Source organism: Streptomyces nidicola, from assembly GCF_050106155.1.
GTDB lineage: Bacteria > Actinomycetota > Actinomycetes > Streptomycetales > Streptomycetaceae > Streptomyces.
The window spans coordinates 2,467,662-2,483,271 of the sequence record NZ_JBNBPI010000001.1 but is presented as its reverse complement, the minus strand read 5'-3'; the positions used below and the strand labels follow the sequence as shown (position 1 = coordinate 2,483,271).

General features: G+C 69.0%; 8 protein-coding genes. 4 read left to right on the top strand and 4 right to left on the bottom strand.

The genetic code is table 11. The features are described 5' to 3' along the window. Positions 1-40 precede the first annotated feature (40 nt). From ACOKM3_RS11400 to ACOKM3_RS11385, 4 genes are all read left to right on the top strand, one after another. Positions 41-2,512 carry an MFS transporter gene (locus ACOKM3_RS11400; protein ID WP_426899515.1) on the top strand — a complete coding sequence of 824 codons (2,472 nt, stop codon included), beginning with the start codon at positions 41-43 and terminating at the stop codon, positions 2,510-2,512. Between the two features lie 203 nt (positions 2,513-2,715). Beyond that, positions 2,716-4,983, top strand: coding sequence for a bifunctional glycosyltransferase/CDP-glycerol:glycerophosphate glycerophosphotransferase (locus tag ACOKM3_RS11395; protein ID WP_426899513.1), 2,268 nt, complete (start codon positions 2,716-2,718; stop codon positions 4,981-4,983). Next, positions 4,980-8,543 carry a bifunctional glycosyltransferase/CDP-glycerol:glycerophosphate glycerophosphotransferase gene (locus ACOKM3_RS11390; protein ID WP_426899511.1) on the top strand — a complete coding sequence of 1,188 codons (3,564 nt, stop codon included), beginning with the start codon at positions 4,980-4,982 and terminating at the stop codon, positions 8,541-8,543. The genes ACOKM3_RS11395 and ACOKM3_RS11390 overlap by 4 nt, the downstream gene beginning before the upstream one ends. A gap of 295 nt (positions 8,544-8,838) precedes the next feature. Beyond that, positions 8,839-9,954, top strand: coding sequence for a capsule biosynthesis protein CapZ (locus tag ACOKM3_RS11385; protein ID WP_426899509.1), 1,116 nt, complete (start codon positions 8,839-8,841; stop codon positions 9,952-9,954). A 107-nt stretch (positions 9,955-10,061) separates the two neighbouring features. On the opposite strand, the gene ACOKM3_RS11380 is transcribed toward ACOKM3_RS11385, so the two are convergent. From ACOKM3_RS11380 to ACOKM3_RS11365, 4 genes are all read right to left on the bottom strand, one after another. After that, a complete protein-coding gene (locus ACOKM3_RS11380; RefSeq protein WP_426899507.1) occupies positions 10,062-10,871 on the bottom strand; it encodes a class I SAM-dependent methyltransferase in 810 nt (269 codons plus the stop codon). A gap of 91 nt (positions 10,872-10,962) precedes the next feature. After that, entirely contained in the window at positions 10,963-13,236 is a 2,274-nt protein-coding gene (locus ACOKM3_RS11375; protein WP_426899505.1) for a bifunctional glycosyltransferase/CDP-glycerol:glycerophosphate glycerophosphotransferase, read from the bottom strand. A gap of 173 nt (positions 13,237-13,409) precedes the next feature. Beyond that, positions 13,410-14,534 (bottom strand): fatty acid desaturase family protein, encoded by a 1,125-nt coding sequence (locus tag ACOKM3_RS11370; RefSeq protein ID WP_426899503.1) that lies wholly within the window; start codon positions 14,532-14,534, stop codon positions 13,410-13,412. A gap of 7 nt (positions 14,535-14,541) precedes the next feature. Further along, positions 14,542-15,603 carry a ferredoxin reductase gene (locus tag ACOKM3_RS11365; RefSeq protein ID WP_426899501.1) on the bottom strand — a complete coding sequence of 354 codons (1,062 nt, stop codon included), beginning with the start codon at positions 15,601-15,603 and terminating at the stop codon, positions 14,542-14,544. Positions 15,604-15,610: the final 7 nt, after the last annotated feature.

Below are 15,610 nucleotides of genomic sequence, written 5' to 3'. Positions count from 1 at the left end.
AGCCATATCCACCCCTCAACAGACCCCCACCTCAGGTGGCATGAGCCACCGTCAGATCCTGACCATCCTCAGCGGCCTGATGCTGGGGATGTTCCTGGCCGCGCTCGACCAGACCATCGTCTCCACCTCGATCCGCACCATCGCGGACGACCTCGACGGCCTGAGCCAGCAGGCCTGGGCGACGACGGCGTACCTGATCACGTCGACGATCTGTACGCCGCTCTACGGCAAGCTGTCCGACCTGCACGGCCGCAAGCCGTACTTCCTGGCGGCCATCAGCATCTTCATCGTCGGCTCGGCGCTGTGCACCTTCTCGACGTCGATGCCCGAACTCGCCGCGTTCCGCGCGGTGCAGGGCATCGGCGCCGGTGGTCTGATGTCGCTCGCGCTCGCGATCATCGGCGACATCGTGCCGCCGCGCGAACGAGCCCGGTATCAGGGCTACATGCTCGCCACGTTCGCCACGTCCAGTGTCGCGGGACCGCTCATCGGCGGCGCCCTCGCAGGCCAGGACAGCATCCTCGGTGTCACCGGCTGGCGCTGGGTGTTCCTGGTGAACGTGCCGATCGCGATCGTCGCGCTGTTCGTCGTCGCCAAGGTGCTCAACATCCCGCACGTCCGCCGCGACCGGAAGATCGACTGGTGGGGCGCGTTCACCATCGCGCTCGGCGTCGTCCCGCTGCTGCTCGTCGCCGAACAGGGCCGCGAGTGGGGCTGGGGCTCGACCGGCTCGATCGTCTGCTACGTCCTCGGCGGCATCGGCATCGTCGCGTGGATCTTCGTGGAGCGGGCGGTCGGCGACGACGCGCTCATCCCGATGCGGCTGTTCCGCAACGCCATCTTCAGCAAGACCAGCTTCCTGTCCGTGCTGATCGGCGCGGGCATGTTCGGCGGCATGCTGATGATCCCGCAGTACCTCCAGATCGTGAAGGGCGCGAGCCCCACCAAGTCCGGTCTCGAGATGCTGCCGCTGATGGCCGGCATGATGATCGCGTCCATCATCTCCGGCCAGATCACCGGGAAGACGGGCCGCTACAAGATCTTCCCGACCCTCGGCACCCTCTTCATGGTGGCGGCGCTGCTGCTCTTCCACTTCGAGGTCCAGTGGGACACGCCGCTGTGGGAGACCATGCTCTACATGGGCCTCTTCGGGCTCGGCCTGGGCTGCTGCATGCAGACACTGGTGCTCGCGGTGCAGAACGCGGTGCCGCCGCAGGACATGGGTGTGGCGACCGCGTCGTCCACGTTCTTCCGGCAGATGGGCGCCACCGCCGGTACGGCGATCTTCCTCTCCGTCCTCTTCTCGAACGTCGGCGACAAGATCTCCGAGGCCTTCAGGTCGGCCGCGAAGACGCATGACTTCCAGGCCGCGCTGCACGACCCGTCGGTCGTATCGGACCCGGCCAACAAGCCGGTCGTCGACATGCTCAAGGGCTCCGGCGGGGGAGGCGGCGACGTACTGTCCGACTCCTCGTTCATCCAGCACCTCGACCCGCGCCTCGCGGAGCCGTTCAAGCAGGGCTTCGCGGACGCCATGCACGTGGTGTTCCTGATCGCGGCGGGCGTCATCGTCCTCGCGTTCCTGATGGTCCTGTGGACCAAGGAGGTCCCGCTGCGCAAGATGTCGGGTCTCCAGGCGCGCGAAGCGGCGGAGAAGGGCGAGGCGACCTCGGACGCCGCGGAGTCCCCGTCCCCCGCTCCGGCGGCCGCGGCCGCGCAGACGGCGCCCGTCCCCGCGCAGGCCGAGCCGGCCGACGCGACCGCGGGCATCAAGGGCCACGCCCGCGAACGCGACGGCTCGCCGCTCGTGGGCGCGGTCGTCACGCTGATCGACCTCAGGGGCGGTCAACTGGGCCGTACGACCACGGATTCCGACGGCGCGTACCTGCTCCCGGCTCCCGCCGGTGGCACGTACGTCCTGATCGGTTCCGCGGGCTCCCGGCAGCCGCAGGCCACGACGCTGACGGTCGGCGAGGGCTTCCTCGACTTCGACCTGATGCTGGCCGGGGCCGCGGGCCTGACCGGCACCGTCGTCGCGGCGGCGGGCGAACTCCCGGTGCCCGGCGCGCTGGTGATCGCCACCGACGTACGCGGTGAGGTGATCGCCTCCGGCGCCGCCGACGCCGCGGGCAACTTCGCCTTCGGCGACCTGGCCCCCGGCAGCTACACCCTCGCCGTCAGCGCGGAGGGCCACCGGCCCACGGCCCTCCCGGTCGAGGTCGCTTCCGGCGGCCCGAACCGCTGCGAGGTCCGTCTGGTCCCCGGCGCCCGCGTCCACGGCGTGGTCCGCGGCGCCACCGGTGACCCGCTGAACGACGCCCGCGTCACCCTGCTGGACGCCGCGGGCAACACGGTCGGCACGGCCGTCACGGGAATCGACGGCGCCTACGCCTTCGACGACCTCGACGCCGGCCAGTACACGGTCGTGGCCAGCGGCTACGCCCCCCAGGCCGTCCCGCTGAGCATCAACGGGAACGGCAGGAACGACGCGGACGTGGAGCTGAGCCACTGACGCGCTGAGGCGGTTCGCGGCGGAGGCCGTGGTGCGACACCCGGGTGACCGGGGTCGGGCCACGGCCTCCGTCTTTGCCATGGACCTAATGGACGCATGAATGCGTGGAGAGAATTACGCACGAATATATGGGTTAATGTGTCTGTTTGTTACGGAAGGTGCTATTCAGTCGCCCGACAGCAGACAGGCAGGAGTCGTTGCCCATGCCGCGTTTCAGCATTGTGGTCCCGGTCCATCGCGTGCAGGGGTATCTGCGTGAGTGCCTGGACTCGGTGCTGGCGCAGGACCACGGCGACTTCGAGCTGATCGCCGTCGACGACTGCTCGCCCGACGGCTGTGGCGCATTGCTCGACGAATTCGCGGCAACCGATCGGCGCGTGCGTGCCGTACACCTCGAACAGAACGTGGGCCTGGGCCGGGCCCGCAATGCCGGTCTCGAACGCGCCGCCGGCGATTACGTCGTCTTTCTCGACGGCGACGACACCCTCGCGCCCGGCGCCCTTTCCGCGATGGCCGCCCGTCTCGACGCCACCGCCGACCCCGACCTCCTCGTCTTCGACTACACGCGCACCTACTGGGACGACAGCCGGCGGCCCAACGGCGTCGCCCACCTGCTGGCCGAGCAGGGCCCCGACGTCTTCGCGCTCGTGGACCGCCCCAGCCTGCTCGGTCTGTTGCAGGTCGTCTGGAACAAGGCCTACCGGCGCGCATTCCTCGCCCGGCACGGCTTCACCTTCCCCGCCGGGTACTACGAGGACGTCCCGTGGACGTTCACCGCGCTGATCACGGCCGAGCGGATCGCCGTGCTCGACCGGGTGTGCATCGAGTACCGCCAGCGCCGCCAAGGCGGCAACATCCTGCGCGTCACCAGCCGAAAGCACTTCGACGCCTTCGGCCAGTACGACTTGGTCTTCGCGCACCTCGACGCCCACCCGGAGCTCGAGCCCTGGCGGGAGCAGCTGTTCGAGAAGATGGTCGACCACTACCTCACCATCTACACGAAGCCCGGCCGGCTGCCCGAGCAGGACAAGGCCGAGTTCTTCCACGAGGCCGCCCGCCACTACCGGACGCGCCGGCCCGAGGGCTACCGGCGGCCCGGCGGCCGACGCGGCCACCGCTACGCGCTCCTCGAACGGGACGCCCACCTCGCCATGCGCGGACTGCACGGGACGGTGCGCGGCACCCGCGCCGCGCAGCGCCGGGCCGCGGACGCGGTCAGGGGTGCCAAGCGGGCCGCGATGGCCGCCCACTACCGGGCCGAACTGCGCCGGCCCATCGAGCACGACCTCGCCGTCTTCTCCTCGTACTGGAGCCGCGGCGTCACCGGGAACCCGGCCGCGATCGCCGACCGGCTCGCCGAACTCGCCCCGCACATCCGCCCCGTCTGGCTCATCCGGCCGGACCGTGTGGACCGGGTCCCGGACGGCACCGACCACGTACTGGTCGGCTCGCGCGCGTACTGGTCGGTGATGGCCCGTGCCAGGTACTTCGTCAACGACGTCAACTTCGCCGACTCCGTGGTCAAACGGCCCGGCCAGATCCACGTCCAGACGCACCACGGCACCCCGCTGAAGACGATGGGCACGGACCAGCGGCGGTACCCGGCCTCCACCGACATGGACTTCGACCGGATGCTCAGGCGCTGCGACCGCTGGGACTACGGCCTCTCCTCCAACACCCACTCCACGGCCGTCTGGGAGCGGGTCTACCCCTCGCCCCACACCACGCTGGAGACCGGCTACCCGCGCAACGACGTGCTGGCCCGCGCGGGCGCCACCGAAGTGGACTGGGCGCGGCGGGAGTTGGGCCTCGCCGAGGGCGTGACCGCGTTCCTCTACATGCCGACGCACCGCGAGTACGAGAGCGCCTTCGCGCCCCGCCTCGATCTCGCCCGGCTCGCCGAGACCCTCGGCCCCGACACCGTCCTGCTCGTGCGCGGCCACTACTTCTACAACTCCGCTCCGGACCAAGGCGAGTTGGGGCGCTGCGGCCGGATCAGGGACGTCAGCGGGCACCCCAGGGTCGAGACCCTCTACCTGGCCGCCGACGGCCTGATCACCGACTACTCCTCCGCGATGTTCGACTACGCGGTCCTCGACCGGCCGATCGTGATCTACGCGGACGACTGGGAGATCTACTCCGCCGTCCGCGGCACCTACTTCGACCTGCTGAACGAGCCGCCGGGCGTCGTCGCCCGCACCCAGGACGACCTGGAGGCGCTGCTCACCGAAGGGGTCTGGAACAGCCCCGAGGCCGCGGCCCTGCGGGCCCAGTTCCGGCGCCGCTTCTGCCAGTTCGACGACGGACGCGCCGCGGAACGCGTCGTGCGCCGGGTGTTCCTCGACGACCACACCCCGGTGCCGGTGACGCCGCTCGAACTGCGCCCCGTCGCCCCCGCTCCCACCCGGCCCGCAGGTGTGGGCACGGAGATCCCACGCACCCCGGCAGCGAAGGAAGAACGAGCCCGATGAGCACCCGCCTCAGTGTCATCGTCCCCATCTACGACGTGGAGCAGTACCTGCCCGCCTGCCTGGACTCGCTCGCGGGGCAGAGCATGAAGGACCTCGAGGTCGTCATGGTCGACGACGGTTCACCGGACGGCTCGGCCGCCATCGCCGCCGAATACGCGGCCCGCGACGGTCGGTTCCGGCTGGTGCGCAAGGAGAACGCGGGCCTTGGGGCGGCCCGCAACACCGGTCTCGCCAACGTCTCCCCGTCGAGCGAGTACGTCACCTTCGTCGACAGCGACGACGTCGTACCGCCCGACGCGTACCGGACGATGGTCGGGAGCCTCGACGAGTCCGGCTCCGACTTCGCGACCGGGAACGTGCATCATCTGCGCGGGGAGAAGACCTGGCAGGTGCCGCTCCTCGGGATGCTGTCCGGTGATCTCCGCCGCCGGGTGCACATCGCCGACGACTCGCGCCTCATCGCCGACCGGATCGCCTGCAACAAGGTCTTCCGCCGCAGCTTCTGGGACGGATGCGGCTTCTCCTTTCCGGAGGGCGTGCTGCACGAGGACATCTCCGTCGTCCTGACCGCCTACTACCGGGCAGAGGCCGTCGACATCGTCGGCGAACCCGTCTACTACTGGCGGCTGCGCGAGGGCGAGTCCGCGCCCTCGATCACCCAGCGCCGCACCGAACCGCAGGCCGTCCGCGACCGGGTCGACGCCGTCCTCACCGTCTCCTCCTTCCTCGGCGCGCTGCCCGACCCGCGCGCCGCGAGGTTCAAGCGGGAGTACGACGAGCGGGTGCTCCGCGACGACCTCCGGCTCTTCCTGCGCGTCCTGCCCGACGGCGACGCGGAGTTCCGCACGGCCTTCCTGCGCGAGGCCAACCGGTTCCTCGACCAGATCGACCCCAAGCTGGTCCTCGGCCTGCCCGCCGTGCTGCGGGTGCAGTGGATCCTGGTGCGCAAGCACGCCATGGCGGAACTCCTGGCGCTGCTCGCCTCCCGGCGCCGCAAGGACCCGGTGACCGTCACCGGACTGCGCCAGAAGTACGCCGAGTTCGCCCCGCTCACCGACCGCGGCCTCACGCTCCCCAAGGCGGCGCTGCGCATCGACAAGGAGCTGGAACTGCGCTCCCCGCTGCGCGCCGCCGAGTGGCAGGGCGGCAAGCTCGTCCTGGAGGGCGACGCCTGGATCAGCCGCATCGACGTGCCCACCCGCCGCCGCAGCGTCAAGGCGATCCAGCTCAAGCGGGACGGCAGCCGCCGCCGCACGCTGCTGCCCGCCACGAACGTCCATCATCCGCAGGCCACCACCGACTCCGGCCAGAAGTCCCACAATTACGACTGGGCCGGCTGGCGCGTGGAGATCGACCCCGAGAAGTTCCGCAGGCGCGGCCGCTGGCAGGAGGGGCTGTGGCACGTCGGCATCCACGTGTACGCGGCGGGCCTGTTCCGCGCCGGCGCGGTGTGGACGCGCGGCGCCGCCGCAGCCAACTACCCGCCCGTGCACTGGGTGGACGCCGACCACCGGATCGTGCCCCACGGCGTCCGGGGCGCCCTGAAGGTCCGCGTCGAGCGGGTCCGCGCACTGATCACGGACCGCCGGTTCGACGGCGACGTCCTGCGCGTGGAGGGCGAACTCCGCACCGGGCTGCGCCCGGACGAGCGGATGTCGCTGCGGCTGCGGAACCGCGCCACCGGGGACCGGATGGACTATCCGGTGGAGGTGACCGGCCGCGACCGGGGCGGGAAGCTCGCCGTCACCGTCCCGCTGGCCCAGGTCGCGCTGTTCATCGACCCGGACGGCGGCAACACCCGCCCCGGCAAGCGTCGTTGGAGCTCCGAGTGGGTCGCCACGGATGAGCAGGGTGCGGAGCGCCGCTTCTCCACCGTGGTCCGCGAAGGTCTCGCGGACCTGACCACCGACCTGTCCGAGGAGTTCGGCGCGGCCGGCGAGGGCGCCGAGATCGCCGTGACGGCCGGAGCCAACGGCTATCTGAAGATCTCCAGCAGGAACCGGCGCGCGATCATCGACCGGGTCGCCGAACTCGACGGAGAGATCGTCTTCTCCGGGCGGGCGGGCCGGCGGGACATCGGCAGGGAGCTGGTGCTGCGCGCCCGCAACCGCGCCGACGAACGCCCCGGCCGTATCGACTGGCGCCCCGACGGCACCTACACCGCCTCCTTCGACCCGTCCGTCATGGGCGGGACGGGCGGTGGCCTCCCGCTGAAGGCAGGACGCTGGAACCTCTTCCTCGTGGGCGAGCCCGGCGAGCCGCGGACGCCCTTCGTCATCGACCGCCTCGCCCTGCCGCAGTTCCCCCTGCACACCGAACTGAAGGGCCGCCGCTACTGGCTGGAGAACCGGTGGGAGGACTTCCCGCAGCTCAACTGCCGCTCCGAGCTGGGCGACGACGAGCGCGGCCCGTACCGCCAACTCCAGTTGCACCGCGAGGTCTACGTGCCGATGCGCACGAACGAGCCCCTGCGCGACCAGGTCTTCTACCTCAGCTACAACGGCAAGCAGTTCTCCGACAGCCCGCGCGCCATGTACGAGGAACTGGTCCGGCGCGATACGGGGTTGCGGCACCTGTGGGCGGTCCGGGACGGCCAGGTCGAACTGCCCGACGAGGCGGAGAAGGTCCGGATGTGGGGCCGCGAGTGGTTCGAGGCGCTGGCGACCAGCCGCTACATCGTGACCAACGGGCACCTGCCCGAATGGATCGAGCGCCGGGCCGGCCAGGTCATCGTCCAGACCTGGCACGGCACGATGCTGAAGAAGATCGGCCACGACATCGAGACCCTGCACTTCGACCGCGAGTACCAGAACCGGCTCGCGCTCGAGGCCGGCAACTGGAGCCTCCTGGTCTCCTCCAACCGCTTCTCCACCCCGATCCTGCGCCGCGCCTTCTCCTACGAGGGCGAGATCCTGGAGGCCGGATACCCCCGCAACGACCGCCTCTACGCCCCCGACCGGGAGGAGGCCGCCGCTCGGGTCCGCCGCGAACTCGGCCTGCCGGAGGGCAAGAAGGCCGTCCTCTACGCGCCGACGTGGCGTGACGACAAGGCGCACAGCGCCGGCCAGTTCAGGTTCGACCTCCGGATCGATCTGGCCGAGGCCCGCGAACGGCTCGGCGAGGACCACGTCCTGCTGATCCGCCGCCACTCCAACATCGTCGACGTCGTCCCGGGGTCCGGCGACGGCTTCGTGTGGGACGTCTCGGAGTACCCGGACATCGCCGACCTCTACCTGGCCGCCGATCTCCTGGTCACCGACTACTCCTCGGTGATGTTCGACTACGCGCACCTCGAGCGGCCGATGCTGTTCTTCACGTACGACCTGGACCACTACCGGGACACCCTGCGCGGCTTCTACTTCGACTTCGAGGCCGACTCCCCGGGCCCGCTGCTGCGGACCTCGCGGGAACTGATCGAGGCGATCCGTGACATCGAGAAGGTCCACATCGCACACCAGGACCGCTTCGCCCGCTTCCAACACCTGTTCTGCGACCTCGACGACGGCAGGGCCGCCGCCCGGGTCGTCGACCGGATGCTGGAACAGGCCGAGGAAGTCTGACCGGACCGGCAACTGCTATCCGACCTTCAGCTAAAGCGAGTGTCCGTTTCGTGAACGGGAGTGAGAAATGGTAAATGGGGCCGTCGAACATGCCGATGTATCTCGCGCAGCAGATCGTGTCGACACATTGCGATCGGAGATCGCGGGGCTGAAGCACCGGGTCGCCCAACTCGAGTCGGAGAGTGGCCGACCGTCCCGAGGGCCGGGGCCGTTCACTCTTGAGGAGTTCCTCCAGCCGATCCGCAGGGCCCGCCAGGAGTGGGACCTGCGGCGTACTACAGGACGGCCGGAGGGGATGACCGTCAAGGTCGTAACGCCGACCGGCATGACGTTGCCGGCCGACGGCGCGCTCCGCCGTGAGCCACCGCGCAAACCCGAGGACCGGCAACCCGACTACCTGGAGAAGTTCGACAGTCGGACCTTGTTCTACGACGCGTTCCGGCAGGGGGACGACGTATGGCTTTCGGGGCCACCGATGCACAATCTGCGGACCGAACTCGAGAACGCCGACTGGCACGTGGACGGCAGCGATGTCGCCGGAAAGCTCTCCCTGAGCGACTGGGGCCGCACCCAACGATCGCGGATCGTCGACGCCCCTCCTGGTCGGCATCTGACGCTCGACATGGGGGGAACGAAGTTCAGTACGGTGATTGCGCCCGACGAGTCCGACCTGTTCGCCGGCCAGCGGACGATCATTACGAAATCCAAGGACAACGATCTCGTCTGGATCAGGGATTTCCTGCAGTATTACCACATCGTGCATGGTGTGACCGGAGTTGTTTTCTACGACAACAACTCCACCAAGTATTCGCCCCGCGACGTGGCCGACGTGATCGCCTCAGTGGACGGGATCACTACCGCGGTCGTCGTCGACTGGAAGTACCCATGGGGCCCCGAGTGTGGTTCGAGCAAGATCTGGGATTCAGACTACTGCCAGTACGGCCTGATGGAGCACGGCAGGTTCCGCTACCTGTCCAGGGCGGCGGGCGTGATCAACGCAGACATCGATGAGTTGGTGCTCACGCGCGACGCCAGGTCTGTATTCGACCACGCGGCGGAGTCGGAGCTCGGTGTGGTGGCCTACAAGGGGTATTGGATCGCCAAAGCGACGTCGGAGGTCATGAATCCGATGCGGCAGCGGCGTTTCGTCGACTATCGGCATCGATCCGGGCGCATGACGACAGTGAAGTGGACTGCTCTGCCGAACATGCTGGATTGGCAGACCACGCAATGGCGGGTACACAGTGTCGTCGGTGCAGGAGTTGAGTGCAACGACCAGATCCACCATCGCCACTACCAGGGCGTGAACAATGGTTGGAGGTTTGACCGTGTCGAAGACGTAGTCAAGCCGGGGGTCCACACCCACGACGTCCGGATGGGGCACGTCCTGGACATTGTCTTCGAACCCTGACCGTTTCGGTGGCGCGCTTCTGACGCGCCATCGTTCATCACGCCGCGCATACGAAGCTGCGGTTCCTTCTGATCGAAACGTTCAGAACCGCCTTTCGCTCCGCTGAGTCAGTCGAGCCGGAGAATGGTGGAACGGGATACTTCCTTCACGAACGTGACACGTCGGTCGAAGACCTGCTCCGACGTCCACATCTTGGAGATGTTGTTCTCGGCCTCTTGGTCCGTGTCGTCGAGGACGACCAGGGCGCCCTTGGCCAGGCGCGGCAGCAGTTGCGGCATCGCGGGGTAGCGGGCGAGCGGTGCCGTCGGGCGCGGCGGTCCGTCGATGAAGAGCAGGTCGACGTCGGTGATGTCACCGAGTCCCGACAGGTCGTACCACGGCTGGGTGCCGAGGCCGGGGACCTCGGTGTCGACCAGGGGAGCGTCGACGACCGTCGCCCACGACTCCAGGCCGTGGTCGGCGAGCCGTTGCCGGGTCACCTCGGCGAACTCCCGGTCGTGCTCGATGGAGGTCACGTGCCCCTCGCCGCACTTGCGCAGCGCCGCCGCCGTCCACAGGGTCGACGCGCCGGAGCCGCACTCCAGCATGGTGCGCCGGGCGGGCCGGCCCATCACCTCGTCGACGATGAACAGGATCGTCGGGGCGATCGCGGCCCAGTTGGCGCCGAGCACCGGCATCGGCATGTCGCCGTCGATGAGGTGGTCGTAGCGGCGCATCAACTCGGCGACCACGTAGGGCTGGTGCTCGAGCTGCTTGCGGATGCCCGTGAGCGCGGCGGTCAGCGTCTTGGTCTGCTGCTGGAGCGCACGCAGGACCTGTTCGGTGTCGGCGGCGCTGATCGCGGGCTCCGCCGGCTTGGCGACGGCTGCCTGCGGCTTTGCGGCCTGCGGCTTTGCGAGGGCTTTGAAGAGCTTCACGTGTACTTCCCGAGTGGACGTCAGTGGCATCACTGAGCGGGTGACTGAGCGGGTGGAGGAGCGCTCGACGGCGTGGCTATGTGCGTGGGCATCAGGGCTCCAGGGACAGGGAGCGGTCGGAACGCACGTCGGCAGGGGTGTCGTGCTGCTGGTCGCGCCGTACGGGATCCGGCGCCGGCGGCTCGGGGGGCTCCCACGGCTCCGGCGGTCGCGTCGGCTCTCCCAGGAACACCCTGCGCACCACCCGCTCCGTGGCGTGCCCGTCGTCGTACGGGCAGAAGCGCGCGCGGAAGGCGGTGCGGAGCTGGGTGGAGCGGGAGCCGTTCCAGTGACCGGTGACGAGGATGTCGATCAGCTCGTCCTGGGTCCGGGCGAACGGGCCCGGCGGGAAGGCATGGATGTCGAAGTAGGTGCCGCGGGCCGCCTCGTAGGCCGTGTGGTCGTCGGTGAGCAGGACGATCGGACGGTCCAGGGCCGCGTAGTCGAACATCAGGGACGAGTAGTCGGTGACCAGCGCGTCGGAGGCCAGGCAGAGCTCTTCGACCGAGTGGTGGTCCGAGACGTCGAGCACGCGCGGGTGGGATTCCGTGGCGCTGTCGTCCGTGACCGCCAGATAGTGGGCGCGGGTCAGGACGACGTGCGAAGGTCCCAGGTTGCGCGCCAGGCGGGCGAGGTCCAGGCGGGGCGTCTGGGTGCGCTGGTAGTCGCGGTGGGTGGGGGCGTACAGGAAGACGGTCGCGTCCCGCGGGATGCCGAGGAGTTCGCGGGTGCGGTCACGGTCGGCCTCGCTCGCCCTCGCGAAGATGTCGTTGCGCGGGTTGCCGTACTCCAGCGTGGTGTAACCGGCCGGGTAGACGCGTTCCCAGGTGAGCGTGGAATGCCGGTTCGCCGAGAGGCTGTAGTCCCATTTGTCGGCGTTCTTCAGGAGGGTCGCGAAGTCCATTCCGCCGGCCGCCGCCGGGTGCTCCTGGAGGTCGAGGCCCATCTTCTTCAGCGGCGTGCCGTGGTGGGTCTGCAACAGGATCTGACCGGGGCGCTTGCGCAGCCTGCGGTCGAAGTTGACGTTGTTGACCAGGTACTTCGCGCGCGCGAGAGCCGTCCAGTACGAGAACGTGCCGGGGGTCAGACGGCGGGTTCCGGGCGGCACGGTGTGGAGGTGGTCGGGGCGTGCGATCCAGGCCGTACGCATCGAGGGGACCAGGTCGCGCACCATGGACTCGATCGCCGCGGGGCTGCAGGAGTAGCCGCGGTTCCAGTAGGCGGAGAAGACCGCGAGATCGTCCTTGACGGGCAGCAGGCACTGGATGCGGTAGTGGGTCTGCAGGGCCGCGCCGCGGGCCGCGTGGGCCGCGCGTCTGAGGTGGCGCAGCGCGTGGGCGCGTACGTTACGGGTCCCCATGACGGTGCGATAGGAGCGGTGCGCGCCGAGCCGGACCAGGCCGTGCCGCATCCGGGTGGGGGGCTTCACACGGGTGCCCGGCGTGCTCGGCGTGCGGTACAGCGCGTAGTGCCGTCGTGCGCGCCGCAGGAAGGCCGCACGGCTGCCGCGGGGCAGGCGGCCGCGGGTGGTGAAGATCGTGCAGAAGTGGTCGATCATCCGCCGGAAGATCAACGGCCGCCATTGCGCGGGGAGTTCGGGGTGCGCGTCGAGGAACGCGAAGACCCGGTCGTACTGGTCGAAGATGTCGAAGTGCTTCGGGCTGACCGTGGACAGGATGTTGCCCTGGCGGCGCTGGCGGTAGTGGACACAGACCCGGTCGAGCGTGGCCATCGACTCGGCGGCCATCAGCGCCGGATACGTCCAGGGGGTGTCCTCGTAGTACCCGGGCGGGAAGGTCAGCCCGGTGTCGGCGAGGAACTCGCGGCGGTACGCCTTGTTCCACACGACCATCAACAGGCGGAGCAGCGAAGGGCGTTCGGCCAGGGTGAAGGGGGCCGGGCCGGATTCCTCGACCAGGTGCGCGTACTGGTTGCGGGCGAGTGAGCCGTCCCAGTGGGCGCGCGCGTAGTCGTAGACCAGGATGTCCGGGTCGCCGGTCTCCTTGATCCGAGCGTCGATGGCGGCGAGCGAGCCGGGTGCGAGGGTGTCGTCGCTGTCGAGGAAGACGACGTACTCGCCGCTCGCCCGTTCCAGGCCGGCGTTGCGGGCGGGGCCGAGACCGGAGTTCTCCGGGAGATGCACGGCCCGCACGCGCGCGTCGCGCGCCGCGTAAGCGTCGATGATCTCGCCGCAGGCGTCCGGCGAGGCGTCGTCGACCGCGATCAGCTCGAAGTCCGTACAGGACTGGCTGAGCACGGAGTCGAGGCAGGCATGCAGATACGCCTGAACCAGATGTGCGGGGACGATCACACTGAAGCGTGGCAAGGGCGTGTCCATCGGTCGGTCGGCTGTGAACAGACAGGGGTCTGCTCACAGTCAACGCCGATTTGCACTATTTCGTTGTATTTTGAGCGGCAATCAGGGTGATTAGTGATGTAAGTACCCGTATGGAGGTAGAGGTACTTAGAGGTGTTGTTTGTCCGTATGTGTACCGGTAGTCAGGCCGCGACGAGCTCGCGCTCCCGCTCGCGGTCCGGCGTTTCGACCTCGGTCCTCTTGTTCGGCAGCGAGAGCCGGAAGACCTTGTGCCACGCGGAGAACACCTGCTTGGGCAGCGGTCCTGTGACGTACTCCAGCCCGTACTTCTCGAACAGTGCGCGCACCTTCACCGAGACCTCGGCGTACCGGTTGCTCGGCAGGTCGGGGAAGAGGTGGTGCTCGATCTGGTGCGACAGGTTGCCGGTCATGAAGTGCATGGCCCTGCTGCCGCTGATGTTCGCCGAGCCCATCATCTGGCGCAGGTACCACTGGCCGCGCGTCTCGCCCTTGATCGACCGGCGCTCGAAGGTCTGTACGCCCTCGGGGAAGTGCCCGCACATGATCACCGAGTGGGACCAGATGTTGCGGACCAGGTTCGCGGTGAACGTGGCGCCGAGCGTGGGCAGGAACGACGGGCCGGACAGGAGCGGGTGGATCACGTAGTCCTTGAGCACCTGCTTGCGGATCTTGCGGCCCACGGCCTTCGCCCGCTCGCGGAACTCCGGGTTCTTGCGGCGGCGCTTGTGCAGGTTCTTGCCGAGCTCCAGGTCGTACGCCGCGATTCCGTATTCAAAGAAGCAGGCGTTGAGGAAGTTCCACAGCGGCTGGCCGAGGTGGAACGGGTGCCACTTCTGGTCCTCGTCCACGCGCATGATGCCGTAGCCGAGGTCGTTGTCCTTGCCGATCACGTTGGTGTACGTGTGGTGCAGCTCGTTGTGCGAGTGCTTCCACTGGTCGGACGGCGAGACGTGGTCCCACTCCCAGGTGGTGGAGTGGATCTTCGGGTCCCGCATCCAGTCCCACTGGCCGTGCAGGATGTTGTGGCCGATCTCCATGTTGTCCATGATCTTCGCGACGGACAGACCGGCGGTGCCGAGCAGCCACGCGGGCGGGAAGATCGAGAACAACAGCACGCCCCTGCTGACCAGTTCGAGCGTGCGCTGTGCCGAGATGACCTTGCGGATGTACGCGGCGTCCTGCTCTCCGCGTCCCGCGATCACCTCGTCGCGGATCGCGTCCAGCTCGCGGCCGAGCTCCTCGATCTGCTCCGCGGTCAGGTGGGCGGTGGGGTCGATGGCGGTCACGGTGCTCCTACCGTTCGATGTCGCAGGGGCCCGCCGCGGCGGACACGCAGGTCTGGATGAGGACGCCGGTGTCGGCCTCGGTGATCTCGCCGGTGCGCAGGTCGCGGACGGCGCCCGCCTTGAGCGGAGTGACGCAGCCGAAGCAGATGCCCATGCGGCACCCGGAGGGCATGAGCACGCCGGCCTCCTCGCCGACGTCCAGCAACGGCGTGGCGCCGTCCGCGTCGACGGCCTTGCCGGTGGCGCTGAACGTGACCTCGCCGCCGTCGCCGGCGTGGACGACGGTGGGGCGGAAGCGTTCGGTGTGCAGGCGCTCGGGGACGCCGTGCTCGCTCCAGTGCTTCTCGGCGGCGTCGAGCAGGCCCGCGGGTCCGCAGGCCCAGGTCTCGCGCTCGGCCCAGTCGGGCACGAGTTCGTCGAGGCGGGCGATGTCGAGCATGCCGTCCGTTTCGGTGTGCACCTCGGTGAGCCGCAGCTTCTTCTCCGCGACCAGGTCGTGCAGTTCGTCGCGGAAGATCACGTCCTGCGGCCGTGGCGCGCAGTGGACCATGACGACGTCGTCGAACCCGGTGTCGCGCAGCATGCCCATCACGGGCGTGATGCCGCTGCCGGCCGTCAGGTAGAGAACCTTGGCGGGCTTGGCCGCCGGCAGCACGAAGTCACCGGTCGGCTGGTCGAGCTGGATCAGCGTGCCCGGTTTCGCCCTGCGGACCAGGTGGTTGCTGACCCTGCCGTCCGGGATCGCCTTCACGGTGATCGTGACGCGGCCGTCCCGGCGGTGGCGGTCGGTCGGCGAGGTGAGGGAGTAGGCACGCCACAGGCGCACCCCGTCGACGTCGACCCCTACCCGCACGTACTGGCCGGCTCTGTGGCCGCGCCAGCCCCGTCCCGGCCTGATCACGATCGTCGCGGCGTCATCCGTCTCGGGGCGCACGGCCTCGATGCGCCCACGCAGGTCGGCGCCCGCACGCAGCGGGCTGACCAGGTCCAGGTAGTCCGACGGCAGCAGCGGCGTCGTGACCATCTCCAGCAGCTTCCAAGCCCTGCTACGGAGGGCTGTACTCGTCATGGCTCCA